Origin of the sequence: Streptomyces sp. NPDC056738, assembly GCF_042790435.1 — a bacterium.
Lineage (GTDB): Bacteria > Actinomycetota > Actinomycetes > Streptomycetales > Streptomycetaceae > Streptomyces.
Genome location: NZ_JBHTZF010000001.1, coordinates 543,416 through 569,679, shown reverse-complemented (window position 1 = coordinate 569,679; position 26,264 = coordinate 543,416). Strand labels below are relative to the sequence as shown.

Below are 26,264 nucleotides of genomic sequence, written 5' to 3'. Positions count from 1 at the left end.
AAACTGACTTCGAGGACGGGACACGGAACATGACCGGCGCACGATGGGCCGGACGTCGGCTGACGGTACAGGGCTGGATCAGGCTGGTACTGGCGCTCATGTCCCTGGTGGTGATCGTGGGCGCCGTGATCGGGGGCGCGCTGCTCCAGCGGACGGCCTCGGTCACCGACCATCTGCTCCTGGACGTCAAGCCCGCGCAGACGGAGGCGTACCGGCTGCAGGCGGCCCTGGTGAACCAGGAGACGGGCATCCGTGGCTACGCCATCGCGGCGGACCGACAGTTCCTTGCCCCGTACGAACAGGGACAGCAGGACGAGGCACACGCCGTCGCCCGGCTGCGTGCCCTCATCGGCGACCGTTCCGAACTGCTCGGCGATCTGGAGAGTGTCGAGAAGCGGGCGGCCGACTGGCGGCGGACCTACGCCGAACCCCTCGTCGGCAGCATCACACCGGGCAAGCCGCGCACGATCGACTCGTCGACCGCCGAACGCGGCAAGAAGTCCTTCGACCGTATCCGTGGCGCCTCGGCCGAGCAGATCGCCGGACTGGCGGCGGCGGTCGAAGACGGCCAGGACCAGTTGGAGTCCTCACGGAAGATCCGCGACGCGGTGCTCACCGCCATGGTGGTGGTGTTCCTGTTGACCGGTGTCGTGCTGACGTTCCTGATCCGCGCCCTGGTGACACGTCCGCTGGACGACCTGCGCATCGCCACCCGGCGGGTGGCGCAGGGCGACTTCGACCATGTCATCGCCGGCGGCGGGCCCGTCGACCTCACCGCCGTGGCGGGCGACGTCGAGAACATGCGTCAGCGCATCGTCGCCGAACTGGGCGCGTCTCGCGAGCAGCGGGAGATCCTCACCCGGCAGACCGCCGACCTGGACGCGCAGGCCGTCGAGCTCCGCCGCTCCAACGCCGAACTCGAACAGTTCGCCTACGTGGCCTCCCACGACCTGCAGGAACCCCTGCGGAAGGTCGCCTCGTTCTGCCAACTGCTGGAGAAGCGTTACGGCGACCAACTGGACGACCGCGCGGGGCAGTACATCGGCTTCGCCGTCGACGGCGCCAAGCGCATGCAGATCCTCATCAACGACCTGCTCACCTTCTCCCGCGTCGGCCGGGTCAACGACGCCCGCCTGCCGATCGATCTCGACCAGGCCCTCAACAAGGCACTGGCCAACCTGGACAGTTCGGTCGCCGACAGCGGCGCACGCATCGACCGGCCGGACGAACTCCCCCAGGTCGTCGGGGATCCGACCCTGGCCACGATGCTCTGGCAGAACCTGATCGGCAACGCCGTCAAGTTCCGTCACCCCGACCGCACCCCGCACATCAACATCACCTGCGCGCGCGACCCGGAGGACTCCGGCGCCTGGCGCTTCTGCGTCACGGACAACGGCATCGGGATCCCCGGTGAGTTCGAGGAGAAGGTCTTCGTCATCTTCCAGCGGCTGCACGCCCGCGATGCCTACGGTGGGACGGGCATCGGCCTCGCGCTGTGCAAGAAGATCGTCGAATACCACGGCGGCCGCATCTGGATCGACACCACCCACACCGACGGCACACGTTTCTGCTTCACCCTCCCGTCCGCCGACACGGCGGACACCCTTCACGACGGCACCGAGGACAAGGCCCTGATATGACAACTCCCGCCGGCACCCCCATCGACGTCCTCCTCGTCGAGGACGACCCGGGCGACGAGCTGATGACCCGGGAGGCGTTCGAGGACAACAAGATCGGCAACACGCTCCACGTGGTGCGCGACGGCGAGGAGGCACTCGACTTCCTCTACCGGCGCGGCGCCCACGCCGACGCGCCCCGGCCCGACCTGATCCTCCTCGACCTCAACCTGCCCAAGTACGACGGCCGTCAGGTCCTGGAGCAGATCAAGTCGGACCCTGCCCTCTCCCACATCCCGGTCGTCGTCCTCACCACCTCGGCGGCGGAGGAGGACATCCTGCGCAGCTACAGACTGCACGCCAACGCCTACGTCACCAAGCCCGTCGACCTGGACCAGTTCATCGCGGCCGTCCGCCAGATCGACGACTTCTTCGTGCAGGTGGTGCGCCTGCCACGCCAGAACGGCTGATCAGGAACCGGCGGCCGCCGGCTGCCAGGTCGCCTGGACCAAGGCTCGTTCGACGCCCGCGAGATAGACGGCGGCGGCGAGCCAGGCACGGGCGTAGCGGTCCGGATCGGCCCCGCCGGCACGGCCGAAGACGTCACGCGTCCGCCGGTCGGCCTCCGCGGTGAGGCCCGCCGCCAGATCCGCGGCCGTCGGGAAACCACCGCGCCGCAAGGCCGGTCCGTCCCCGCGCAGGTCGCCGTCGCGCGCGGGCTCCGCCACCGCTCTGCGGCCGCCCGACACGGCGACCTCGACCAGTTGCCGCAGCCGCCACAGCGGGGCCTGCGCCAGCGGATCCGGCGTTTCGTGGGCCGCCCCGTCCACTGCGGGCACCGCGGCGGCCTCTACGACATCCTGTGGCGGGAAGTGGGAGCCTTCCAGCCGGTTGTAGCCCAGGTCTGCGTGCCCCTGCCATTCCGCGGGCAGCCGCAGCGTCGCCTCCGTTCCCGGCAGCGGCGCGACGGCCAGCGGGCGGAGCGTGGCGGCGCGGTCCGGGTCCAGGCGGCCGACGAGCCGCAATCGCAGCCCCGGCCGGGAAGCGAGCCGGCGGAAGTTGGCCGTGTGGGTGAGCCCCGGGTGGTCGGCGGCCGGGGCCAGCCGCATCAGGATGCCCTCACTGTCCGGCCGTCCGGCGGGCAGCTCCCGGGCGATCAGGTGGTCCCCGGCCGCCCCGACGATGACGAGATCGCAGCCGACCAGCTCCCGGGCCGCCTGCTCGGCGCGCTCCGGGTCGGCGTCCGGCGCCGCGCCCAGCCGTTCGGCGACGGTCGCGGCGAGCGGACGCCCGAACAGCGCGGCGAGCGGCCCCGAGGACCACGACCCGCCCGCGAGCGGAGTCGCCCGCACCCCCTTTCCGGAGCCGAGCCGGCCGTCCGCGGACACCGTGGCACCGGAGATCAGCAGCCCGCCGCGGGAGAGCTGGGCGTGATCGAGGTTCCCCGAGCCGAGCGCCACGGTCGCGGTGACCGCGCCCTGGGCACGAGCGGGTCCGCCCGGCTTGACGTCGGCGACCGAGTACCAGCGGCCGTCCTCGGCGACGACATGGGTGACCACGCCGCTGTAGCCGGTCGCGGCGATGACCGGCTCACTGCACACCCCGTGGACGCGCAGGCTGCCGCCCGGCCGGTAGGCGCGACGGGCGGTGCCGATCAGTGCGGACCCCGGGGCTTGCGAGCCCAACAGGGCCGTGGTGAGGAGCAGTTCCCGTACCTGTGCGACGAGGTCGGCCAGCCGGTGGCCGTCCTGGCGGGCACGCGCGCCACGCAGCCCGCGGACGACCCGCAGCGCGGCCGCCTCGGCGCGGTGCAGTCCGGCGAGCCGGGCCGTGTGCGCGGCCCGCAGCAACTCGGCCTGGGGAACCGCGCCCGCGGCGGGCACCCCGGCGGCGAGCAACGCCGCGGCCGCCGACCAGAGTTCGGACGCGGCGGCCCGCTGGGCCTCGGTGAGGGAGACAACCTCCTCGGCCTCGATGCCGGTTCCGGCGATGGGCTGCCCGGCGGATCCCCCGGCGGGCGACGCGGTGGGAGCGGCGGTGCGCGAGCCGCCGGGAGCGCCGGCCGCGGAGACACCGAGAGGGGCGGCCGGAGAAGCGACGGGAAGCGCGGACGGAGGGGCGCCGGGAGGAGCGGTCGGAGCGGCTACGGGAGCAGCAGTGGGCGCGGCGTCGGAGGCCCCGTCGGCCACCGTCTCCGAACCCACCGATTCCCCGCCGCCCGCGGTCTCCGCTTCGGCTTCCGGGTCGGCCAGCGGGCAGGCGCCGAGGACGGCGGCCCTGTGCAGGCACCGGGGTGCGAGCAGGCAACTGCACACCACCTGACCCGCGTCCGTGACCGAGCCGGACGCGCCGGGCGTGAGGGCGACCTCCGCGTCCTCACCGCACCGAACGCGCCGGACCACGCCGTCCGCGACGACCGGCAGGGCCGCGTACGAAGTGATCGTGGCGTCCAGCTTCTTGCGCAGCCTGCTGGTCAGGCCCTCCACGGCGGAGGCGACCACATCGGGTGCCACCGGGGGCAGTTCGGGGTTCAACGGGCTTCTCCGCGGAGACGGTCGCCCACCCAGCGGGCGAGGGCGAGGGGACTGAGCGCGGCGACGGGCATGCCGGCCGCGACGAGTTGCTGCGCGACGGGCACCGAGTAGCGCGGGGTGCCGGTGTCGTCCAGAGCGGCGCAGCCCATCAGACGCACCCCGGAGGTCGCCAGGGCCTGGACCTCGCCGAGGAGTCCACCCAGCGGGTAGCCCTCCTCGAAGTCGCTCACCACGACCACGAGGGTCCGGCTGGGCACGGTGACCAGGGAGCGGGCGTGACGCAGCCCGGCCGCGATGTGGGTGCCGCCGCCGACCCGTACCTCCAGGAGCAGCGACAGCGGGTCGTCGACCCGGTCCGTCAGGTCGATCACGTCCGTCGAGAACGCGAGGAAGTGCGTCGACAGAGTGGGCACGCCCCCCAGGACGGCCGCCGTCAGCGCCGACCAGATGACGGAGGCCTCCATCGACCCGGACACGTCGACCACGAGGATCAGGCGCCAGTCCGCCTCCTTGCGCGAGCGGGTGCTGAACACCGGCCGCTCGGGCACCACCACGGTTCGTCCGTCGGCCGTGCGGTGGGTGTGGGCGAGGTTGGCCCGAAGGGTGCGCGGCAGGTCGAGCCGGCCTCCGGGCCGCCTCGTGGGGCGAGGTGTGGCGAGCCCGGTGAGGGCGGGGCGCATCCGGGTGGCGAGCTCCTTGGCCAGTTCGTCGACCAGACGCCGTACGAGCGGGCGCAGCCGGGCCAGTTGTTTCTCCGGCATCCCGCCGGCCAGGGACAGCACGGAGGTCAGCAGGTCGACCGAGGGGCGGACCGAGGCCGGGTCGAGTTCGGCCAGTACGTCGCTGCGGCCCTGGTCGGCGGCGCGGGCCAGCACCTCTTCCCTGACCTGTGCCCCGAACAGGGCCTCCAGCTCCGCGGCCCATTCGCGGGCCGTCGGGAAGGACGCCTCCCGGCCGCCGCCCTGTCCGGAGGCGCCGCCTTCCCGGCCGAGGTCGTAGGAGCCCTCACCGCGACCGGTCCCGTACAGCTCGTCGAGCGCGTGCGCGTACCGGCGGGCGTTCTTCGGGAGCTTGTCGGTCTCGCGGCCGAGAAGCAGCCGCCAGCGGTCGGCGGGCGTGATCCGGACATCGGCGGACGGCGCTGTGGAGGCCGCCGTGGTTGCCGAGCGCGGGGCTGCGGCGATCGCGGCGCGCGACGGTGCGGTGATCCCGGTGCGCGACGGTGCGGTGGGCGGGGCCTGCGGCGATGCGATGGGTTCGGACGCGGCCGGCTCGGGCTCGGGCGGGCCGGCCTCGGGCGGGCCGGGGATCGCGCCGATCCCGGAGTCGCCCGCTGCGGCGAGGTCCGTGTCGGCGGCCAGACCCAGCGCGCCGAGGGCCGCGCGTCCCGCCGCGTCCGCGGCCGTCCACAGCGCCAGGAGGTGCGGTGCGGCGGTGAGCGACAGGTCGGGACGGTCACCGAGCCGCTCGGTCACGGTGTGCAGGAGACGGTCGCGCCCCGCCGGGGTCAGCGTGTCGAAGCCTCCGCGCAGGGCGGGAAGCCGGTCCAGGAAGTCCTGGTCGCCGAGCGTGTCCACGCGGTCGAGGAGCGGGTCGAGCGCCGTCGGCGCCGACTGGAGCAGGGCGGCCGCGCCGCTGAGCAGCCCGCCGAGACGGCGGCCCAGCCCATGCCGTGACTCCGGGCCGGTGGCCGTGTCGATCCAGCCCGCGGTCCGGGCGCCGAGGACGGTGGCGTCGTCGAGGTCGAGCAGCACCCGGGCGGCCAGCGCGGCGCCCTGGACGAGTGGGGAGCCGGTGCGGGCGAGGGTGCCGAGCGCGTCGTCCATCCGGAGTCCGAGGCGGTGTTCACCGGCCCGCGAGGCCAGTTCGATCAGCGCGGCCGTGTCCTCCGGACGGTCACTGCCCGCCAGCCCGGGCAGGGTGCGTACCGCCGACTCCAGCAGATCCGTGGCCAGTTCGGCGGCGGCCTGCCGGGTGTCCGGGTCGGTGCCGGGCAGATGGCCGCGGCACAGGGCCTCCAACAGGTCGAGCGCGGTGAGGAGTTCGGGAAGCGTGGCCGCGGCCGGGAACAGCTCGGCGGCATCGGCGAGCCGCTCCGACACGAGCGCGGGCAGATCGCAGCGGGCGGCGGCGCCCAGGGACGCGAGGACGAGGGCGCAGGTGGGCCCGCCGTCCGCGGACTCCCGGCGGAAGGTCTCCCGCAGGGTGCCCTCGGCGGCCAGGGCCGGGGTCACACCCCGCATCCCGGCCAGATCCAGACGTACGGGGACGGCCGGCGTCCATGACACCCGCCAGCGCGTGGTGAGGGCGGACCCGTCGCCCGTACCGGCCACCGCCACGGTCTCCCCATAGCCCGCGCCGCACACGGCGAGACGCTGGAGGAGGACTTCGCGGCGGCCGTCGAGAGCGGAGCGGAGCGGATCGAGCCGCAGCTCACGCGCCGCGGGGTCGTCGGGTCCTGGCAGGCGGAGGGAGGCGACCTCCGCCTCCACGCACGGGCCGAGCCCCGAGCGGGGCGTGCCCGGTGCGACGCGGCCCCGCTCGGTGCCGACCAGGACCACTTCGAGCGCCCGCGCGAGAGCACGGCCGCGGCCCAGCGGTTCGCCCTGGCCCATCACGCTCGTCAGCGCTTCGAGGACCTCGCCCCGTCCGGGTGCGGCGAGCCCGCGGACGCGCGCGAGGTCGTCCGCCATCCGCAGGGTCTCGGCGGCCTCGCCCGTGCCGGCCGGGTGCCCGGCCGCACGCAGTTCCCGGCACACGTCGGTGACCGCACGCGCGGCCGCCTCCCGCACCCGCTCGGGGTCGCCGCCGGCCCGGAACACGGCCTGCTGCCAGCGAGGGTCCCGGATGCCCGCCGGATAACCGGAGCGGGAGTCCAGCAGATCGAAGGCGTAGGGGACGAGCGAGGTGACGACCTCCGCGGCGTTCGTGCGGAGACGGACGTCCTCTGTGGCATTCGTCCGAGCGCAGAGTCCGGGTTGCGTCGAGACCCCGTCGGCGCCACCGGAACCGGAAGCTGAATCTGAATCTGAGCTCGAGCCTGAATCTGAGCTCGAGCCTGAATCTGAGCTCGAGCCTGAACCTGAACCTGAACCTGAACCTGAGCTCGAGGTCGAACCTGAACCTGAGCTTGAACCCGGCATCGGATCGGCGCCCGGCCCCACGTCCGCCACCGGCGCGATCGCCGTCAGCGCCGGGGCGTGGAACGCGCCGACGACGGCGGCGACCCGGCGCCCGCCGACCGCCGTGCGGGCGATGGTCTCGCGCATGTACGCCTCACGGGCCAGGTCGAGCGCCGGAGCACCGCCCGAGGCCTCGGCGTCGCTGCGCAGCGCCCAGCCGACACCGAGCGCGGCCCGGCGGATCGCCTCGGGAGTGGATCCCGGGGCGAGGACCTCCACACAGCGGTCCCACAGATCGTCACCGTCACGGCCGGTCCCGGACGCGGCGAGCGCGTTCCCGAAGGAGACGGCAGGGGTGACGGCAACCTCCTCGGCCACCGCGGACCGCGTGCCACGCGAAGGGGCGGACCGCGTGTCGCCGGCAGGGGTCGGCGACGTGTCCCCCGGCGGGAAGGGACCGTCCGCGTTCCACCGCGGATCGGACATCGGCAGATCGCAGCACACCACGTCCGCTCCCCGGTCCCGCGCCCAGCGGACCGCGGCCAGCTCCGGGGAGAAGTCGGCGAACGGATAGAAGCCGAGCCTGCCGTTCTCACCGGCCCCGGCGAGCGCGACCGGGGCGAGGGTGCCCGGCGCGGCCAGATGAGGCAGCCACGCCTGGAAGTCGGCCGGCAGTTCCACGCACACGACCTCGGCCGCGCAGGCGTCGAGCAGGGCGGGCACCGCCGAGGCGAGCGCCGGACTGTGGTGCCGTACCCCCAGCAGGTACGGCGCCACCGAGTCGGCGAGGGCGGCGACGGCCGCCCGTGGTTCCTGGGTGTACGTCACCGGAGGTTCTCCCGCAGGTCCCAGAGCCTGCGCCACAGCGCGGAGCCGTCCTCGGCGCGGCGGCGCACCGGGCCGTCCCAGTAGCCGAGCAGGCGTGCGTGGTCGGCGGGGTCGTCCTTGCGGACGACGCCCAGCAGGTGACCGGGGACCAGGTCGAGGGAGTCGGCGCCGGGAAGGTACGCGGCGGCCACGCCGAGGGAGACCGCGACCTGCACCGCCTCGGCCGTCGACATGACCGTGCCGGGCCGCTCCACGTCCCAGCCCTCGGCCGACCGGCCGGCGCGGAGGTCGCGGAACACGGTGACGAGCACGTCCAGGACGGCGTCGTCGACGCCGAAGGCGGCGCCCGCCCGCTCCACGGCCGCGACGGCCTGCCGCCGCACCAGCGCGGTCTCGGCGTCGACGTCGGCGATCGGGTGCACGGTCTCGAAGTTGAAGCGGCGCTTGAGCGCGGCCGACATCTCCGAGACACCGCGGTCGCGCAGGTTGGCGGTGGCGATGACGGTGAACCCGGGGGCCGCCGCGACCTGGGCGTCGTCGGTGCCGGCCAGTTCGGGCACGCTCATCCGCCGGTCGGACAGGATCGACACCAGCGCGTCCTGCACCTCGGGCAGACAGCGGGTGATCTCCTCGACGCGGGCCACCCGCCCGGCGCGCATGGCGGCCAGCACCGGCGAGTCGACCAGTGCCTGCGGCGTCGGGCCCTGGGCGAGCAGCAGGGCGTAGTTCCACCCGTAGCGCAGGGCGTCCTCGGTGGTGCCCGCGGTGCCCTGGACGGTCAGCGCGCTGGTGCCGGAGACGGCGGCGGACAGCAGCTCGGAGAGCATCGACTTGGCCGTGCCCGGCTCACCGACCAGCAGGAGACCACGCTCCCCGGCGAGGGTGACGACACACCGTTCCACCAGGGCGCGTTCGCCGACGAACTTGGGGGCGATGACGAGTTTGTCGGGCAGCGTGTCGTGGCGCTCGGGCAGGACGAGGGGCTCGCCACCGCTGCCGCACACGAAGGTGATGACGGCGCGCGGCGTCAGCCGCCAGCCGGGCGGGCGGGGGCCCGTGTCGTGGGCGGCGAGGAAGGCGAGTTCGGTGGCGTGGCGTTCCTCGGCGGGCAGGGTCTGCCGTGCCGGAAGGGCGGTCGCCGTGTCGGTCGGGGTCATGCGTGTTCCTTGCTCGACGGGTACGTGTGGGGTGAGTTGCGGATGGTGTCCGGGGCGTGCGGTGATCAGGCGGGTCGTGAGGTGCGGAGGTGTACGGGGCGTTCGACGGCCGGGTGCGTCGCGGGCGCCGGATGGTGGCGGGGCCCGTGCCCGAGGGCGCCGGAGCCCCGCCCCGTGCCGGCCGTGCCCGGGCCCCGGTGTCGGGTCGGCCCCGCCGGGGCCCAGGGGGCGGGTCGGTGCGGCCAGGGCCCCGGCGGTGGGTCAGCGGCGGCGGCCCGTCCGCAGCGCGAACTCCTCGAAGCGGGGCCCGTCGCCCTCCCGGACCCGCTGCCAGGCCCTTCGGTACAGGTCCGCGACGGGTTCGGTCGGCACGATCACGGCGAGCAGGGCCTCCTCCTGCCACAGCAGGTCCTCGTACAGCGGCCGCTTCCACTGCTCCAGCGGAACGCGCGGAGCCTTCGGCACCACCCAGCCGCCGGGAAGGAACAGCGAGCGCCCGGCCCGGGTGCGACTGGCCTCCACCACCAGGTCGGTGGCGGCCAGTTCGGCGCGGGCCGCCTTGAGCCGGGCGGGCTTCCACCCCGTCCAGCGGGCCGTCATCCGGTCCGTCGGGTCGGGCAGGGCGAGCAGCATCAGGTAGAGCGCGGCGGCGTCCTCACCGAGGTCGTACTCCTTGGCGGCCTCGGTCACCAGATCCGGCACCGATCGGGTCGGGTCCTGGGGCCACCAGGTGCCGTCCGCAGAACGCCCGCCGGCCTGCGGGTCGCCGGGATCGGCGAGCAGTGCCTCGAAGCCGGCCGAGCGGGCGAGGCGGAGGGCCACCTCCACCTGGTACGGGCGCTGGCCGTCGACGCGCAGCGCGGGCAGGTACGGGTCCTGGCCCGCCTCGTCGAGCAGGGAGACCCGCAGGGCGGGGGAGGGCTGGTCGTCGTGCGTGGCGAGGACGACGGCGCCGTAGCGCTCGTAACCCTTGCCGACCTCGGTCGGTGCGCCCGCCGTCTTCCGGAAGGCGGTGAGGCTGACGTACTGGTTGAGGTCGAGCATCAGCCCGGGGTGGGACAGCCGGTCGCGGACGACGTCGAGCGTGGCGGGCAGGGCGGCGCGGATCGGATCGCCGGCGGGCAGCCGGTGGGCGAGCCAGGCGGCGAGTCCGACGAAGCCCGTCAGGACCGGCCCGCCGAATCCGGCCCCGTCCTGGTCGACGCACTTGACCCGGTCACCGTCGACCGCCCACTCCAGGTCACGGGTGAGCCGGGGCTCACCGGCCGGGTCCAGCAGTGCGGGCAGTGCCTGGCGGACGTTCCACTGGCCGTGCTTGAAGGCGCGGATCGCGTCAGCGAGCAACTCCTCGGGCACGGCGGCCCGTCGGCCCACCCCGGCGTTCCAGACCTCGGCCGCGGCGGCCCAGTCCGGGCCCTCGGTCCACAGGCGGGCAGGCTCGGCGGGCAGCAGCGCGGCCACGACCGCGGCACGGATCGCCGGATCCACCTGGTGCAGCTCCTCCTTGGCGACGGCCGCGGCGGCGGCCTTCACCCCGATGGCCGCGCACGCCTGCGCGGTCAGGAACGACCGTTCGTAGACGTCGACCTGGGGCAGACCGGCCACGATCAGCCGGGCCATGGTGTCGGTGACGCCCGTCAGCCGCGCGAACTCCTCGGCCGCCCGCGGGAACCAGGGCGCCGGACCCCGCGCGGACAGCTCCGCGAGGAACGCGCCGAGGCGGCCCGCGTACGGGTCCACGCCCAGCGGGGCCGACTTGTGGAGCTCGTAGGGCTCCGGAGTCTCGAAGCGGCCGGCGGGATCGTGGAAGAAGCCGGTGAAGACGCAGCCGTCCTCGCCCTGCGACACACGTCCCACCACGGCGATGAAGGAACCGCCGCCGAGCGGCAGCAGTCCGTTCCAGGCGCCCTCGCGCCACTCGCCCGACGGGGTGCGCAGCACGCCCGCCCCCAGGCGCAGTTCCACGGCCCGCCAGTGCGAGGACTCGGCGGTCGTGGCCAGGTCCAGTGCGTCGACCTCGGCGAGCAGCGCCCGCAGGGCCGCACGGTGGTCGTCGGGGGTGGTGAGGGCCGCTGTGCGGAAGGCGAGGGCGGGCACGCGGTCGAGCAGGGTCTCCAGATGCGGCTGGCCGACGGGGATCCGTCGTCCGTCGAGGTGGAGGAGCCCCTCCGGTGCCTCGGTGGCGGGAGTGCCGGAGAGGCTGGCCGCCCGCTTCATCTCGCGCAGGGCGCGGAAGACGGTGTCGGCCTCGTCGTCCCGGTTCCACCAGGAGCGGGTCGATCCGCACAGCCCGTTCGTGGCGTCGAGGAGCACGGTGTCCGGCGGTCCGGCCGGGCCTTCCTCCTGCGGGCCGCCGTCGAGGGCGCGGGTGAGGCGGGCCGCCACCGCGTCCAGGACGGCCTGCTGACCGCCCGCGTGCCGGACGACACCGGCGATCCCCGCGACCAGCGCGTCGTGGGTGACGGGGAGGCGGGAGCGGATCGCTTGGAGGAGGACGTCCTTGTCCTCGTCACCCGCGGCGGACAGCAGGGCCGCCGCCGTGTCGCGGTCGACGTTCCGCAGTGCCGCGGAGCCCTCGGGGTCGCGCGCCGTCAGGCACTCCCAGTACTGCACCGGCGGCAGCAGCAGCGAGCCCTCGCCGAACGCTCCGGGCGCGCGGTCGGTCTTTGCCACGGACGTGACGACGCCGTCCGCGTCCACGATGGCGAGGCTCCAGCTCTCACGGACGATCCCCCGTGCCTCCTGCGAGCCCGGGAAGACCACCAGCGTCGAGGGCCGGCCGACGTCCGCGGGCAGGGTGACCGTGTGCCCGGCCAGATCCTGGGCGCGCACGGAGCCGTCGGGCAGCGTCACCACGCGCAGGCCGACCAGACCGTCCACGGGCGCGGAGGCGGGCCGGGTGCCGGCGGTCGGTGACGGGCTCAGCCGGCCCCCTGCGAACGTGCTGCCCTCGGGGGCGTCCCGCAGGGCGTCGGTGAAGAAGGCGGGCCTGCTCGCGCGGCCGTGCTCACCCGTCGCCGGGTCGTACTCGTGCCAGTCGTGCGCGCCGCCGTCCGCGCACCACACCCAGTACGAGACGCCGTCGCAGAGCAGTTGCCGCTCCTCGGGCAGGGTGGTGTCCCCGGCGTGCAGGACGCCGCCGCCGGTCGTGCGGCCGCCGTCGGCCAGCGGCAGGGTGATCGGCCCGTGGCCCTGGTACCAGTCCATCCGGGTGCCGCGGGTGTTCCGGGCGCCCTCCAGCGACACGAGGCGGTCGGGGCGCGGGTGCCAGTAGCCGCGCAGGCCCTCGGTGCGGTCGTTCCAGTAGACGAGAAGCTCTCCGTCCACATGGTGGAAGCCCGGATCGCCCCAGGTGCCGTTCGCCGGGATCCGAAGGTCGTGGGTGAGCAGCGTGCCCTCGGCGCCGATGACCCGCGCCTGGGCGGCCCCGGCCACGACGAGGTGCGGCCAGGCGTCGGCGACGACCACGTCCTCCACGTCGGTCTTGGGGACGAGAGACGCGACCGCGTCCTCCCAGGCGGGCCAGCCGAGTTCGTCGAAGAGCCCCGCCCGCAGGGTGCGCGCCAGCACCGGTGCGAGGTCGGTGCCGGCGGCGGCCCGCACCTCGTCCTCGGCCAACGCCAGCGCCTCGGCGGGCAGCCACTTCAGCCGGGCCAGCGCATCGGGCAGTTGCGGCAGGCCGACCGCGGTGAAGCGCCGTACGACCGTACGCACCCAGTCCGCGAGCAGGGGACCGCCGCCCGGAGAGGACGCGAGGAGGGCGATCGCCCGCAGCGACTGGTCGTCGTTGCCGAACCGGTCCGCGCCCCGCCGGAAGGCCCCGTGGAAGCGGTTGTCCGCGGCCACCGACAGCAGGTCGCGGCGGCCCTCGCCCAGGGACCACTGCGTCAGCAGCAGCGCGTCGCCCTTCCGCGGAGCGGCCACCGGGACGTCCAGCGACAGCAGCAGGTCGATCAGATCGAGATCGTGGACGACCCTCAACGAGGCGCCGGAGGCGGCGAGTTCGGCCCGCAGCCGGTCCGCCGTCCGTTCCACCAGCGGATACAGCTCGGCCATGCGACTGGAGTCGCGCCAGGACCGGGCCCGCTGGCGGTAGTTCAAGAACCGCTCCAGCCAGCCCGCGGCACCGTCCTGCGGCCGCTGCTCGTCGGGCAGGGAGGCGTCCCACAGTCCGGCGGTGGCTCCGGAGGCCTCCAGCAGCTCCAGCCACATCGCGGGCATGTCGCTGTCGTGAGCGGCGGGCATCAGATCGAGCAGGGTGCCCCGCGCCCGCGGCTCGCGCGCGGCCAGGGCGACCAGCGCCGTGCGGTGTCCCTTCCACCAGCCGGCCGCCGCGCGCAGCGTCGCCGGCAGGGTGAGGAGCTCGGACACGTACTCCTGCTCGGCGAGGTTCGCGTCCCGGCCGGCCGCGCGGGCCAGCTTGCGCAGGTCGTTGGCCATCTGCGCCGACGGCGGCAGCCCGCCCGCCGTCCGGCGCAGGCACAGCCGGGTGAAGCGCCGCAGCGCGTCCTCGGCCGGCACACGCGCCGACAGCTCCCTCGCGTAGGCCGACAGGACCTTGACCGGGAGGGCCCCGGCGAGCGCGAACTCCAGGAACACGGCGTCCAGCCGCTCCTCCTGCACCGTCAGACCGTGCTCCGCCTCGGCCTTGCGGGCCCGGGTGAAGAGCTGGGCCGCGTAGGTCGCGTTCTCCTCCGCGAGGAACACGCGTCCGGCCTGTTCGTAGAAGGTCGGCAGGAAGTGCGGCACCGACGCGGCCAGCCGCTCCCCGAGTTCCACGAAGGCGTCCAGGGCGGCCTTCGGACGGGACTTGGCCTGGCGTCCGGCCCGCTCCAGGTCCGGCACCACACGCAGCGCGTGGTGACCGTCCTTCGGGTGGTGCACCAGCACCCATTCGGGAAAGCCCAGCGACTGGCGCGGCCCGAATCCGACGACGACGGGTTCGGCGTCCTGCTCCAGGCCGAGGAACCCGGCGGCCAGGTCCTCCGCGGCGCCCAGTTCGCCCGCGACCAGCCGGACCACCACCCGGTCGTCCAGGCCTGGGTGACGGTACGTCCGCGCCGTCAGCGGCACCCCCAGTTCGCCGGCCCCCTCCGTGCCGGGCGGCAGCACCGCGCCCGCCGTCAGCAGTTCCTCGTACGACACCTGCGTCCCCCCGCTCATGCGTTCTTGCCCTCCTCGATGACGCGGCCCGCGTACAGCGCCGCGGCCATGCGCATCCCCTCCGACCAGGCGACCGGTCCCACCTCGCCCAGCGGCAGGGCGCGGCCGTCCTGGTCCCGCCAGGTGAGCGCCCCGGTCTCGACCTCGCTGTCCCAGTACGGCTCCCCGATCCAGACCGAGGATTCGAGGCCGCGTCCGCCGTCCCGCACCCGGGCGGTCGCGTATCCGCCGGACACGCGGTAGCCGAGCGAACTCGCCCGGGCGGCGAGCGCGAAGCGGGAGCGGAACGAGCCACCGGCGAAGTCCCTCACCTCGGTGGCCTTGGCGCGCAGGTCCCCGGGCTGCCGCCAGGTGGCCCGGTGGATCTGCTCGACGCGCTGGACGATGCCGAGTTCGGCCGCGAACTCGCGCAGATCGTCGAGGTCCGGGAGGAGCACGGGGTGCGGCAGGGTGACCGTGCGCGGGGCCATCCGGACCGTCTCGCCGTCCAGGTTCACCAGCATCAGCTCGCCGGCGTCGGTGGCGCCGCGCAGGAAGCCCACGTCGTCGGGGTCGTCGCCGACCACCACCAGATCGCGCAGCGCGGACTGCCAGGCCTCGTCCGGCCACACCCGGGCCAGCAGGCCGGTGGGCACGGGCAGCGACGACACCATCCACGCGTCGACCTGTGCCACACACGCCGTGGCGTGGCGGTCCAGCCACTCGGCGAAGCGCCGCAACCGGTCCACCTCCGGGTGGTCCTTCAGCGCGCGCGGGAGCGATTTGAGCTGCCGCCCCGCCGACCGGCCCGAGGTGGCACGCGCCGCCACCCGCCCCTCCACAAGGGCGACTTCATACCCGTCACCCGCTGACACCCACCCCACGAGCCACAGCCTTCCGCGTCAAGAACACCGGATCAGAGCACAGTTCACCCAGGTCAGTGCGTCCCGGGCGGAGTGCGACTATGCAGCGAACGCTAGCGGCGGCCACTGACAATCGGCCCCGCGGCCCCACAGATCCCGGCGGCCGCACCCGACCCGCGCCCCCCGCCGATATCGTGCCGGAGGTGAGCAACTCGTATGCGGGACTTGACGATGCCGCGGTCGCGACAGCCGCGGCCGGCGCCGGGGCGGACGTGGTGCGGGCCCTGTACGGGCGGCGTCTCGCGCGCATCGACAAGGGCGGCGGAGACTTCGCGACCACCGCCGATGTGGAGGCCGAGAAGAGGATCCTCGACATCCTCCGGGAGGCCCGGCCCGATGACGCCGTGCTCGGTGAGGAGAGCGGGCCGCAGGGTGTCGCGGGAGCCGAGCGCCAGTGGCTGGTGGACCCGCTGTGCGGCACGCTGAACTACGCGGTCGGCACCCTGCTGGTGGCCGTCAACGTGGCGCTGCGCGGCGGTGCGGCGGCGGTGGCCGACCCGTTCGGCGGCGAGATCTACTTCACCGACGGTGAGACCGCGTGGGTGCGCCGCGACGGTGCCGATGCCCGGCTGGTGCCCTCGTCCGCCACCGGGCTCGTGGACGTCAACCTGGACCCGCCGTTCCCGGGCGCGCCCGGATTCCGCGCCGTGGACCTGCTGGCCCGGCCCGAGTTCGTGGAACGCTTCCGGCCCCGGGTCGGGTCCACCACGCTGGCCCTGGCCTGGGTCGCCGCCGGCAAGCGCGCCGCGTACGTGACGGACGGCGGCGACCTGTCCGGGAGCGTGCACTTCGCGGCCGGCATCGCCCTGTGCAGGGCGGCGGGCTGCGTCGTCACCGGGATCGACGGTGCCCCGATCGGGCCGTCCGGCCGGGGACTCGTGGTGGCCGCCGACGCCGGGACCCACCGCCTGCTCATGTCGATGACCGGAGAGCCACGGCCGCATGCGTGAACGACACCCCGGAACGACCTCAGGACGTTGACATGAAAAGTGACGAAATGACCTAATGAGAGGTGATGATCACTTACGGGTGTGACGTGCCGGTTCGCGGCCCGGCAGGGCGCCCGAGAGGAGCTGTCCGGATGAGGAAACGCCTCGCCGCGCTCGGGGCGATGACCGTCGCCGCCGCCCTGGCCCTGACCGGTTGCGGCGACGACGCCCCGAAGAAGGCCTCGCCCTCCGCGTCCGGCACGGCCGAGGCGCCGTTGCACGACGAACTTCCGGAGTCGGTGAAGCGGTCCGGGGTCGTCAGGGTCGGCTCGGACATGCTCTATCCACCGATGGAGTTCGTGCGGAACGGCAGGCCGACCGGCGTCGATCCCGACCTGGCCGCCGTCCTGGGAAGGCAACTGGGCGTGCGGTTCCAGTTCGTCAACGGCGCGCTCGACACCCTGCTCACCGGTCTGCGGGCCAGGCACTACGACGTGGTCATGTCCGCTATGACCGACACCAAGGACCGTCAGGAGGGGCTGGACCCCGCCACCGGGGAGAAGATCGGCGAGGACATCGACTTCGTCGACTACTTCGAGGCCGGTTCGTCGATCATGGTGAAGAAGGGCAACCCCGAGGGCGTCAAGACACTGGCCGATCTCTGCGGCAAGAAGGTGGCCGTCCAGAGCGGCAGCACCACGTACGACCTGCTCCAGTCCCAGAGGTGCGACGAGCCGATGGACATCGAGGCCTACGACACCCATGACGAGGCACAGGCCCGCCTCAAGAGCGGCGCCGTGGCGGCCGACGTCGCCGACTTCCCGGTGGTCGCCTACGCGGTGAAGACGGCGGGCGGCGGCAAGGACTTCGAGATGGCCGGCGAACAGATCGGCGCCGGCCCGTACGGCATCGCGGTGCTCAGCTCGAACACACGGCTGCGGGACGCGATCCAGGCCGCCCTCGACGCCGCCATCCGGGACGGCTCCTACATGGAAGTCCTGAAGAGATGGAACGTCAGCGAGGGCGCGGTGACCGACGCCACGATCAACAGTGGCACCTGAGAGGGCACCCGACACGGGGTGGGATCGTCCGTCCCGGTCACACCGGAACGCGACGAACCCACCAAGTGCCGTACGGCCGCCGGGTCATCCGTGGCGCGACGCGTCCGCGAGCGGTGAGACGTCGAGCGACTTGAAGACCGGCCACTGGTTCCCGGCCCGGTTGATACCCGACCGGATGGTGACGCCGCCGGAGAGCTGATCGGACGGCTGGTCCGACACATGGCTCAGTTTCACCCCGCCGTCGACGTACGCCGTGGTGGTGTTGCGCCCGACCTTGACCGTCACGGTGTGATCAGACTTCGGGTCCAGCGGTCCCGATGCCACCTTGTAGCCGTTGGCCAGCAGGGTCGCCCGGTTCCTGGTGATCACCACGGTCACCGGCTCCTTGCTGTTGGTCCGGACCCCCAGCGCGGCCTGGTTGGTGCCGTTGCCCAGCGACCCGAGCAGCGCGGTGGCGCTGTAGTCCGTCCAGTCCACGCTGCTGTTCGGCCGGTAGTCCGCCTTGGCGTACCGGGGCGTCCGCGCCGACGCGGGCGCCTTGCCGAGGAAGACGTCGAAGCTCGTACGGGTCTGGCGTCCTCCCCAGTTCTCCGGCTCGGCCAGCGGCCGGTGCGCGTCGGCCGGGACCTGGACGTTCTTCGCGACGTCCGTGAGCATCTGGTCGGGAGTGGTCCGGGCGTAGACCTCGACCCGCTGGACGAGCCCCGCCGTCGCGGACCGGCGGCTGGCCGTGAGCGGAACGCTCGAATGGTCCGTCATCACGAGCGGGAACAGCTCCTTGAGCAGATGCCTGGCCTGAGAGTCCGTCGAGTCGGCGTCCTGCTGACCGGGTCCGTCGGAGAAGGGGACGGCGAACATCGTCGGCGTCGGCATGCCGTGGCCGACGATGTCCTTGACGGATCCGGCGAGATCGTGGAGCACCCGGGCGCGGTACTCGGCCGTGTTCTCCCGCCGCCCCTCGTCCTCCAGCCACAGGCGGTTCATCAGCGGTGCGCCCGTGTTGCCTGCGCCGTCCACCTGCTTGACGCTGTGCATGGCCCGAGTGTGGCTCTGGAAGTCCCATCGGCCCGACCGGTTCATCCGCTCGATCTCGCGCCAGGTGAGGTAGTAGGGGCGGTGCTTGTCCATCGACCCGGTGATCAGGAAGATCGTGCCGTGCATCTTGTGCCTGGCCAGGATGCGGTCGGCGTACTTCCACAGTCCGTCGGTGCCGTCGTCGAAGGTCAGCAGCACCGAACGCCGGGGCACCGGACCACCGTTCATGTAGGCGGTGAACTGCTTCGCGGTCAGCGTGCGGTAGCCGGCCTTCTCCAGGGCGGTGAGCTGCGCGTCGAACGCCTTCGGGGTGAGGGCGTACGGGCTCTTGCTGCTCTTGTTGACGTCGTGGAACGTCAGCACGACGGGCGGAGCGTGGTCCGGCAGGCCTCCGCCTTGTCTCGTCCAGCCGGCCTTGTCCGCGGTCGTGACGGATGCCTGGGTCAGCGGGGCCTGAGGCGACATGTACTTGCGGCTGAGGTAGCGCTCGATGCCCGCGGCACCCGACGCCACCACCACGGAGAGCGTGAGGGCTCCGAGCAGGACGCGGACGGGCCACTGCGTCCAGCCCCGGCCCCACCCGTGTCGGCGGCCACGACCGCGGTCGTGGGCGGCCGTGTCGGCGTAGTGACCACGGAAGCAGGGTTCCGGACCGTTGCCGTGGTCGTGCACGACGACGGTGGCGGGCTCGCGCCACGGAGCCATCAGAGCACGCTCCCTCGCGACAGGACGATCAGATAGATGCCGGTGACGACCACGATGGCGACGACATCGGTGATGACGCGGACGGACTTGCGCCGCAGGAAGTTCCTCATCACCGAGTCCTCGACCAGACACCGCGACGGATGGTCGCGAGGGAGTAGGGCAGCAGCCAGGACAGCAGCAGCGCCGACAGCAGACTCATCAGCGGCCGGTAGCGCCAGCGGGCGTCACCGGGGTTGTCGATCTTGAAGGCCAGACCCCAGATGCTGCCCTTGAGCACGACGCCGCACAGATAGAGCACGCTCACGAAGATCCCGCCCTGCAGGGGGGACAGGATCATGTGGCGGACCGCCATGAACGGCGCGGCCATCACCCACAGCACATGTCCGTAGTACAGACAGGACGGGCCGACACCGCGCCGCCACATGAAGGTGCCGGTGAAGAAGGTGTTGCGGATGAAGCTCTTCTTCCAGCGGATCTGCTGCTTCATGAACGGCCGGAAATGCTCGGGCACGTTGGTCCACACCTTGGCCGACTGGACGTAGCCGATACGCCACTTGCGCTCGGGATAGTCCTGCGCGGTGACGAACGGGGAGTCGGCGTACTGCTTCTTCAGCTTCTTGCCGACCCACAGTTGCCCCAGCACGTAGCCGGTGAGCTGACGGTCGGTCGCGAACCGGAAGGGGGCGCCCAGGAAGCGGTCGCCCGCCCAGGCGGGGAAGTAGTTGTACACCGCGTCCCGGCGGAAGACCGCCAGCGGACCGGAGACGCACGTGACCGATCCGAAGACCGACTCCGCCGCCTTGGCCACCCGGAACTGCCCCTCGTACCAGACGTCCTGAGCCCGGGTGAAGAGCGTCTCGTCGACGTTCAGCGCCCGGCAGTGGCCGCTGACCGCGCCCAGTTCGGGGTGGTCGACCAGCGCCTGGACACACTTGCGCAGGGCGTCGGGCGCCAGGACGCAGTCGGAGTCCGTGAACGCCAGCACGTCGCCGGTCGCGATGCTCGCGCCCCGGACCAGGGCGTGCTTCTTGCCCAGGTTCTTCTCCAGCTTGAGCAGGGTGATGCCCAGCTCCTCCGCGAGCCCGTCGAGGATCTCCCGTGTCCCGTCCTCGGAGAGATCGTCGATCACGATGATCTCCAGGTCGGGATAGTCGCCGGCCGCCATCGAGCGCACACAGCTCTCGATGTACTCGAACTCGTCCTTGACCGCGAGGAGGAAGGACACCTTCGGCACGGCCGGCAGGGACGGGAACGACGCGAGGTCCTTGGGGCGCCTGCGGAGCGTACGGACCGACGGGTCGTCGTAGCGGCTGTACGCGATCTGCAGCATGGCGATGGTGCCGACCAGCACCGTGATGCCGTAGCCGATGACGAGCGGCTTCTCCGGCACGAGCGGGAACTCGCGGGCCAGGATCAGCCCAAGCGGCAGCAGGCAGAACATCGCCAGCACCCGGCGCACGGCGAAGCGCACATCGGTCTGCATCCGGTTCGTCCAGCGGGTCAGCGGGCCCGGCGGCCTGCCCACGACGGCGGACGAGCGGACCTGCGGCAGCGGCACGGAAGCCCGGGGACGCGGGTTCGGCAGGATCAGTCCGCACGAGGCGGTGGCCACGGGAAGGGTCGCGCCCTCGGGGCCGACCGACATGTCACGGGACTCGGCCGCTGTCGCCTGATCGGGCACGCGGCCTCCCGGCGCCCCGGGCAGCGCGGCCCCGGGCGCGGCGAGGGCCGCGTCCGCGGCTCCCGGCGGGTGCAGGTCGCTCACAGGGTTTCCCGGGCGTCCACGGAGTCCAGCCGGTACGTCGCGTCCAGGACGTCGTTCCGGTCGTTCAGCCAGGCGAGGTCGGCGCCCGGGTGCACGGTGTGCACCAGCACCAGGTCCCACGCGTGGTCCTCGGGCACGAGAACGCTCTCCTGTATCCCGCCGGCCACCCGCGCGGCACGCACCATCGAGTCGGTGAAGCGGACCTGGGCGCCCTCGTGGACCAGCTCGTCGAAGATCTCCAGCGCGGGCGATTCCCGCAGGTCCTCGACACCCGGCTTGTACGCCATGCCGACGATCAGGATCCGGGCGCCGGTGAGCGGCTTGCCGCGCTCACCCAGTGCCTCGCGCACCCGGCGCACGACCTGGCGCGGCCGGCCGGCGATCGCGTTCATGGCGGCTTCGACCAGCGGGGAGGTGCTGCGCTCGGCGCGGAGCTGCCAGAGCAGGTAGTGCGGGTCGCAGGGGATGCAGTGCCCGCCGACCCCGGGGCCGGGGTAGAAGGGCATGAACCCGAACGGCTTGGTCGCGGCGGCCTCGATGACGGGGATCGGGTCCAGGCCGAGGACGCGGCAGTTGTCGGCGAACTCGTTCGCGAGCGCGATGTTGACCGCGCGGAACGTGTTCTCCCACAGCTTGGTCATCTCGGCCGCCTCGGGCGAGGGCAGCACGTACACGGAGGAAGCCGTGCGCGAGAGCACGGAGATGGCCCGGTCGATGGTCTCCTCGCCGGCGCCGCCGACCACGCGCGGGGTGGTGTCCTGGGTGTGATGGGCGTTGCCGGGGTCGATCCGCTCCGGCGAGAAGGCCACGAAGATGTCTTCGCCGACGGTGAAGCCGCGCTCGGTCAGCGGCTCGGTGAGCAGGTCACGGGTGGTGCCGACGTAGGTGGTCGAGGTCAGCATCAGCAACTGGCCGGGGACGGCGTGCTCGACGACGGTGGCCGCGGCGGCGGTCAGTGCGCGCAGGTCGGGGGCGAGGTGCCGGTCCACCGGGGTCGGTACGCACACCAGGACGGTGCGGGCGTCGGCGAGTGCCGCGGGGTCGTCGGTGAGGGTGAAGCGCGGGTCGCCGTTGAACTCCTTCAGGCGCTCCAGGTCGCTGGGCAGAAGGTCGACGTCGACGCCCCGGATGGCCTCCAGCCGTTCGGTGCTCGCGTCGATGCCGATCACCTCGGTGCCCGCGGCCAGCAGGCCGAGCGCCGTCGGCAGACCGACGTAGCCGAGGCCCACGACCGCCACGGCCCCCACCTCCGGTGCGTCCAGGGCGGCGTGACCGCTGAGGGTCTCGAAAGCGGCGCCGAGGTGCAGTCCTTGAGGGGTGGGGAGGGTGTTCGTGGGCATGGTGAACGCTCCAGAGGTGGCTCTCGGGGATGCACACCGACTGGCGCGCACGTAGTGCCGCGGCGGGGACCTGTAGTCCTGCTCGGCCAATGTTCTGTGACGGTTCAACCATCCCAATTGTCCATATTCTGGTCAAACGCTGGAAAAGTTAATAGATGTGCTATCTCGCGGCTCTTACGGAATTGTTATCCACCCTCCGAGCAGGCGCTTTACCTCGACTTTGAGGTTCGGTGGAGTCGTTTCACGGGCGGGTCGGTGTGATGTAGCAGTCAGTTTCACCACCGCAGGGAGTGGCGTGCGTCACTTTGCCGCTTATGTGGGGTCTTCGGCCTCTCATCGGGAATGCCAGGATTTTCGCTCTCGGTCGACGAGGCGATATGTGGGAGAATGGCGCTATTCGCGGAGCTGTATTCCGTGGATGAGGCGCAGCGCCGGTGAACGGCGACCGGGCGCCGGATCAGGCGAGTGGTCTTCACCCTCGCGAAGTGCCGTGCCCGCCGTCCGGGCCGGCTGTGAATGCGGAACAAGCAGGAAATCCCCATGACTTGTGGCCCAAGGGCAGTACCTCCCCGCCAACTCGCTTTCGCAGAGATGGTGTTGTGCCATTCTTCCGTCGAGCGACGGACCCATCCGTGATGACGCGAAGGCGACGCACGGCGTGCCTGCTGACAGGCCTGGTCGCCGTCGCCGCGACGACCCAGACGGCGTGCGGCGCCGGAACCCCGTCCACCCGTCCGCCCGCTTCGTACGACGACGCGGTACGGGCCGACTCCCCGGCCTTCTATCTGTCGCTCGGTGCCGGGAAAGGGGCCCGCGGGTCCGGAGCCGCCCTCGAGCCCGCGTACCACCACGCGCCCGGAGTCACCTCGATGCCCAACGGAGACAGGGCCTCCCTGTTCGACGGAACCTCCCAGTACGTGGAGATCCCGGACGACGACCGGCTCTCCGTCACCACGACCGGTGAACTGACCGTGGAGGCCTGGATCCGGCCCGACACGCTGACGTTCACCAGGACGGCGGGCGCCGGGTACGTCAACTGGCTCGGCAAGGTGTCGAGTTCGGATGCCCGGACCGAGTGGCTGGCCCGTATGTACTCGCGGGACAACACCGAAGCCCGTGCCAACCGCATCAGTGGATACGTCTTCAACCGGGGCGGCGGACTCGGCGCCGGCTCGTACTTCGAGGACCGGGTCAGCCCCGGCCGGTGGATCCACTACGCGCTGGTCGTCAACACCCGTGAGAAGAGCCGCGCCTACCCGACGGGGTACGTCAAGGTCTACAAGGACGGGGTGCTCCGCGACCAGGACGCCCTCGACGAGTACGACATCACCCCGAGCAACACTGATGCTCCGATGCGGATCGGCACCGCCGGCACCAAGTCCTACTTCAAGGGTGCGATCGGCAAGGTGGCCGTGTACGACTCCGAGGTGCCCCAGTCCCGGCTCGCCGCCCACCATCGGGCCATGAAGGCGCATCCCCGGGAATCGGCCGTCGGAGCCTGACGGACCCCGACGGCCTCTGGCGGGGCCTTCGGTTGAGCGGTCCGGGATCGTCCGTGACGACGCCTGGACAGCCGGACCCCGGCGTGCTGTCATGTCCGCGGCGCAATTTCCAACGTTGTAGAAGTCGGACAACGTTGTCGCACTGCGAGCGGACCCCTTTCGGAAGGCAGGTCACCTGCATGTCAGTGAGCAGACGGAGAATCCTCGCCCTGGGCTCCGGCGCACTGGGCGCCGCGGCGCTCGGCGGCACGTACACGGGGGCCGCAGCCGCCGCGACCCGGCCGGCGGCAGGGACGGCGCCGGCCGACGCGTTCCAGAAGCTGCCGCCCGGAAGCGTGGTCGCCCGCGGGTGGCTCGCCGGCCAACTCCGGCTGCAGCTCGCCGGTTTGTGCGGCACGTACGAGAACGGCTCGCACTTCCTCGACTTCTCCGCGACCGGCTGGGTGCATCCCGAGCGCGACGCCTGGGAGGAGGTGCCGTACTGGCTGCGCGGCTACATCCCGCTGGCCATCGCCACCGGCGACCAGAACGCGCTGGCGCGATCACGCCAGTGGGTGGACGGGATCCTCGCGACCCAGCAGAGCGACGGCTTCTTCGGGCCCCGCGGCTTACGTACGTCCTTGAACGGAGGGCCCGACTTCTGGCCCTTCCTGCCGCTCCTGCAAGCGCTGCGGACGCACGAGGAGTACACCCGCGACCAGCGGATCGTGCCGTTCCTCGTCCGTTTCCTCCGCTACATGAACGCCCAGGGTCCGGGCGCCTTCAACACGAGCTGGGTGTCCTACCGTTGGGGCGACGGCCTCGACATCGCCGTATGGCTCCACCGCCGGACCGGCGAGGCCTTCCTGCTCGATCTCGCTGCGAAGATGCACGGTCACGGCGCCGACTGGACCGGCGCCACCCCGAGCCGGCACAACGTGAACATCGCCCAGGGCTTCCGGGAGCCCGCCCAGTACGGGCATCTGACCGGCTCCGCCGACCTCGTAGGGGCCACGTACCGGGCCTACGACACGGTGATGGGTGCCTACGGGCGGTTCCCCGGCGGCGGGTTGGCCGGGGACGAGAACTACCGGCCCGGATTCGCCGACCCACGGCAGGGCTTCGAGACCTGCGGCATCGTCGAATTCATGGCCAGCCACGAGCTGTTGACCAGGATCACCGGGGACCCGGTCTGGGCGGACCGCTGTGAGGACCTGGCCTTCAACATGCTCCCGGCCTCCCTCGATCCCGACGGCAGGTCCGTCCACTACATCACCAGCGCCAACAGCGTCGACCTCGACAACCGGCCCAAGACCCAGGGGCAGTTCCAGAACGGCTTCGCCATGCAGGCCTTCCAGGCCGGCGTCGACCAGTACCGCTGCTGCCCCCACAACTACGGCATGGGCTGGCCCTACTTCACCGAGGAGCTCTGGCTCGCCGGTGCCGACGGCGGCCTGGTCGCCGCGCTCTACGCCCCGAGCCGGGTCAAGGCCACGGTCGCCGGCGGAACGACGGTCACCGTCACCGAGGAGACGGGATACCCCTTCCAGGACACGATCACCCTCACGCTCTCCACACCCCGTCCGGTGCGCTTCCCCCTGCAACTGCGCGTGCCCGGCTGGTGCACCGGGCCCCAACTGCAGGTCAACGGAGTGGCGGTCACCGCCTCGGACGGCCCGTCCTGGGCACGGATCGACCGCACCTGGCGCGACGGCGACACCGTGCGCCTGCGCTTGCCCCAGCAGGCCCGACTGCGTTCATGGCCGGGGCAGCACGGCGCGGTCAGCGTCGAACGAGGCCCCCTCACCTACTCGTTGAAGATCGGCGAACGCTACGACCGCTACGCGGGAGACGACGCGTTCCCCGCGTACGAGGTCCACGCGACCACGGGATGGAACTACGGCCTCCTGCCGGGGACCTCACTGACCCCGGCCGGGACCGGCACCGTCGTCCCGGACCAGCCCTTCACACCCGGCACCACGCCCGTGTCCCTCTCGGCGCAGGCCCGGAGGATCCCGGAGTGGATCGCCGACGACGAGCATGTCGTCGCGCCGCTGCAGGACTCCCCGGCCCGCAGCGACGCGCCGGTCGAGACGGTCACCCTCATCCCGATGGGGGCCGCGCGCCTTCGCATCACGTCCTTCCCCACGGCGGCTCCGGACGGCCGGCCCTGGACCCCGGAACCACCCTTCCGCCGACTCGCCAACAAGAACAGCGGCAAGGTCCTGGCCGTCGACGGCATGTCGACCGAGAACAGCGCACGCGTCGTGCAGTACGACAACACCGGTACGGGCGACCACGCCTGGCAGCTCGTCGACCGGGGCGACGGATGGCATCTGATCCGCAACGGCAACAGCGGCAAGGTCCTCGGCGTCGACCACATGTCGATGGACAACAGCGCGATCGTCGTGCAGTTCGAGGACAACGGAACGGACGACCATCTGTGGACGCTTCTCGACAACGGCGACGGCTGGTACCGCATCCGGAACAAGAACAGCGGCAAGGTCCTGGGCGTCGACCGCATGTCCACCGCCAACAGCGCCCAGGTGGTCCAGTACGACGACAACGGCACGGCCGACCACCTGTGGCGCTTCCTGTGAGTGCCTGAGCCCGGCCCGGCGGCGGA

At 72.4% G+C, this 26,264-nt stretch carries 14 protein-coding genes; 6 read left to right on the top strand and 8 right to left on the bottom strand.

The genetic code is table 11. From position 1 onward, the window contains the following. The first annotated feature begins 29 nt into the window (after nt 1–29). A complete protein-coding gene (locus ACFRIC_RS02280) occupies nt 30–1,640 on the top strand; it encodes a CHASE3 domain-containing protein (RefSeq protein ID WP_382778583.1) in 1,611 nt (536 codons plus the stop codon). Then, entirely contained in the window at nt 1,637–2,086 is a 450-nt protein-coding gene (locus tag ACFRIC_RS02275; RefSeq protein WP_382778582.1) for a response regulator, read from the top strand. The genes ACFRIC_RS02280 and ACFRIC_RS02275 overlap by 4 nt, the downstream gene beginning before the upstream one ends. Here the strand turns inward: ACFRIC_RS02275 and ACFRIC_RS02270 are convergent, their stop codons facing one another. From ACFRIC_RS02270 to ACFRIC_RS02250, 5 genes are all read right to left on the bottom strand, one after another. Next, complete coding sequence (locus ACFRIC_RS02270) at nt 2,087–4,150, bottom strand: hypothetical protein (RefSeq protein ID WP_382778581.1); 2,064 nt, start codon at nt 4,148–4,150, stop codon at nt 2,087–2,089. Then, nucleotides 4,147–8,100, bottom strand: coding sequence for a DUF5682 family protein (locus ACFRIC_RS02265; protein WP_382778580.1), 3,954 nt, complete (start codon nt 8,098–8,100; stop codon nt 4,147–4,149). The genes ACFRIC_RS02270 and ACFRIC_RS02265 overlap by 4 nt, the downstream gene beginning before the upstream one ends. After that, the gene (locus ACFRIC_RS02260) at nt 8,097–9,257 is read right to left on the bottom strand and encodes an AAA family ATPase (protein WP_382778579.1); all 1,161 of its coding nucleotides are present in this window, start codon (nt 9,255–9,257) and stop codon (nt 8,097–8,099) included. Before ACFRIC_RS02260 ends, ACFRIC_RS02265 begins: the two co-directional genes overlap by 4 nt. Before the next feature lie 261 nt (nt 9,258–9,518). Then, nucleotides 9,519–14,420 carry a DNA-binding protein gene (locus ACFRIC_RS02255; RefSeq protein WP_382778578.1) on the bottom strand — a complete coding sequence of 1,634 codons (4,902 nt, stop codon included), beginning with the start codon at nt 14,418–14,420 and terminating at the stop codon, nt 9,519–9,521. Next, complete coding sequence (locus tag ACFRIC_RS02250) at nt 14,417–15,283, bottom strand: DUF4132 domain-containing protein (protein ID WP_382778577.1); 867 nt, start codon at nt 15,281–15,283, stop codon at nt 14,417–14,419. Before ACFRIC_RS02250 ends, ACFRIC_RS02255 begins: the two co-directional genes overlap by 4 nt. Before the next feature lie 182 nt (nt 15,284–15,465). On the opposite strand from ACFRIC_RS02250, the gene ACFRIC_RS02245 reads away from it, so the two are divergent. Both ACFRIC_RS02245 and ACFRIC_RS02240 read left to right on the top strand, forming a co-directional pair. After that, nucleotides 15,466–16,272 (top strand): inositol monophosphatase family protein, encoded by an 807-nt coding sequence (locus ACFRIC_RS02245; protein WP_382778576.1) that lies wholly within the window; start codon nt 15,466–15,468, stop codon nt 16,270–16,272. A gap of 131 nt (nt 16,273–16,403) precedes the next feature. Further along, the gene (locus ACFRIC_RS02240) at nt 16,404–17,312 is read left to right on the top strand and encodes a transporter substrate-binding domain-containing protein (RefSeq protein WP_382778575.1); all 909 of its coding nucleotides are present in this window, start codon (nt 16,404–16,406) and stop codon (nt 17,310–17,312) included. 84 nt (nt 17,313–17,396) lie between these two features. Here the strand turns inward: ACFRIC_RS02240 and ACFRIC_RS02235 are convergent, their stop codons facing one another. From ACFRIC_RS02235 to ACFRIC_RS02225, 3 genes are all read right to left on the bottom strand, one after another. Further along, the gene (locus tag ACFRIC_RS02235; RefSeq protein WP_382778574.1) at nt 17,397–19,052 is read right to left on the bottom strand and encodes a polysaccharide deacetylase family protein; all 1,656 of its coding nucleotides are present in this window, start codon (nt 19,050–19,052) and stop codon (nt 17,397–17,399) included. 109 nt (nt 19,053–19,161) lie between these two features. Continuing rightward, the gene (locus tag ACFRIC_RS02230) at nt 19,162–20,382 is read right to left on the bottom strand and encodes a glycosyltransferase (RefSeq protein WP_382778877.1); all 1,221 of its coding nucleotides are present in this window, start codon (nt 20,380–20,382) and stop codon (nt 19,162–19,164) included. Nucleotides 20,383–20,813: 431 nt separating this feature from the next. Continuing rightward, nucleotides 20,814–22,157, bottom strand: coding sequence for a nucleotide sugar dehydrogenase (locus ACFRIC_RS02225; protein ID WP_382778573.1), 1,344 nt, complete (start codon nt 22,155–22,157; stop codon nt 20,814–20,816). Between the two features lie 635 nt (nt 22,158–22,792). Between ACFRIC_RS02225 and ACFRIC_RS02220 the strand changes: the two genes are divergently transcribed. After that, complete coding sequence (locus tag ACFRIC_RS02220; protein WP_382778572.1) at nt 22,793–23,659, top strand: LamG domain-containing protein; 867 nt, start codon at nt 22,793–22,795, stop codon at nt 23,657–23,659. Nucleotides 23,660–23,838: 179 nt separating this feature from the next. Further along, entirely contained in the window at nt 23,839–26,238 is a 2,400-nt protein-coding gene (locus ACFRIC_RS02215) for an RICIN domain-containing protein (protein WP_382778571.1), read from the top strand. Nucleotides 26,239–26,264: the final 26 nt, after the last annotated feature.

What these genes read in the sequence shown, in the direction of transcription:
- ACFRIC_RS02230 (WP_382778877.1), bottom strand. Translation starts at nt 20,382, where the DNA reads ATGCTGCAGATCGCGTACAGCCGCTACGACGACCCGTCGGTCCGTACG.
- ACFRIC_RS02280 (WP_382778583.1), top strand. Translation starts at nt 30, where the DNA reads ATGACCGGCGCACGATGGGCCGGACGTCGGCTGACGGTACAGGGCTGG.
- ACFRIC_RS02255 (WP_382778578.1), bottom strand. Translation starts at nt 14,420, where the DNA reads ATGAGCGGGGGGACGCAGGTGTCGTACGAGGAACTGCTGACGGCGGGC.
- ACFRIC_RS02260 (WP_382778579.1), bottom strand. Translation starts at nt 9,257, where the DNA reads ATGACCCCGACCGACACGGCGACCGCCCTTCCGGCACGGCAGACCCTG.
- ACFRIC_RS02240 (WP_382778575.1), top strand. Translation starts at nt 16,404, where the DNA reads ATGAGGAAACGCCTCGCCGCGCTCGGGGCGATGACCGTCGCCGCCGCC.
- ACFRIC_RS02225 (WP_382778573.1), bottom strand. Translation starts at nt 22,157, where the DNA reads ATGCCCACGAACACCCTCCCCACCCCTCAAGGACTGCACCTCGGCGCC.
- ACFRIC_RS02275 (WP_382778582.1), top strand. Translation starts at nt 1,637, where the DNA reads ATGACAACTCCCGCCGGCACCCCCATCGACGTCCTCCTCGTCGAGGAC.
- ACFRIC_RS02220 (WP_382778572.1), top strand. Translation starts at nt 22,793, where the DNA reads ATGACGCGAAGGCGACGCACGGCGTGCCTGCTGACAGGCCTGGTCGCC.
- ACFRIC_RS02235 (WP_382778574.1), bottom strand. Translation starts at nt 19,052, where the DNA reads ATGGCTCCGTGGCGCGAGCCCGCCACCGTCGTCGTGCACGACCACGGC.
- ACFRIC_RS02215 (WP_382778571.1), top strand. Translation starts at nt 23,839, where the DNA reads ATGTCAGTGAGCAGACGGAGAATCCTCGCCCTGGGCTCCGGCGCACTG.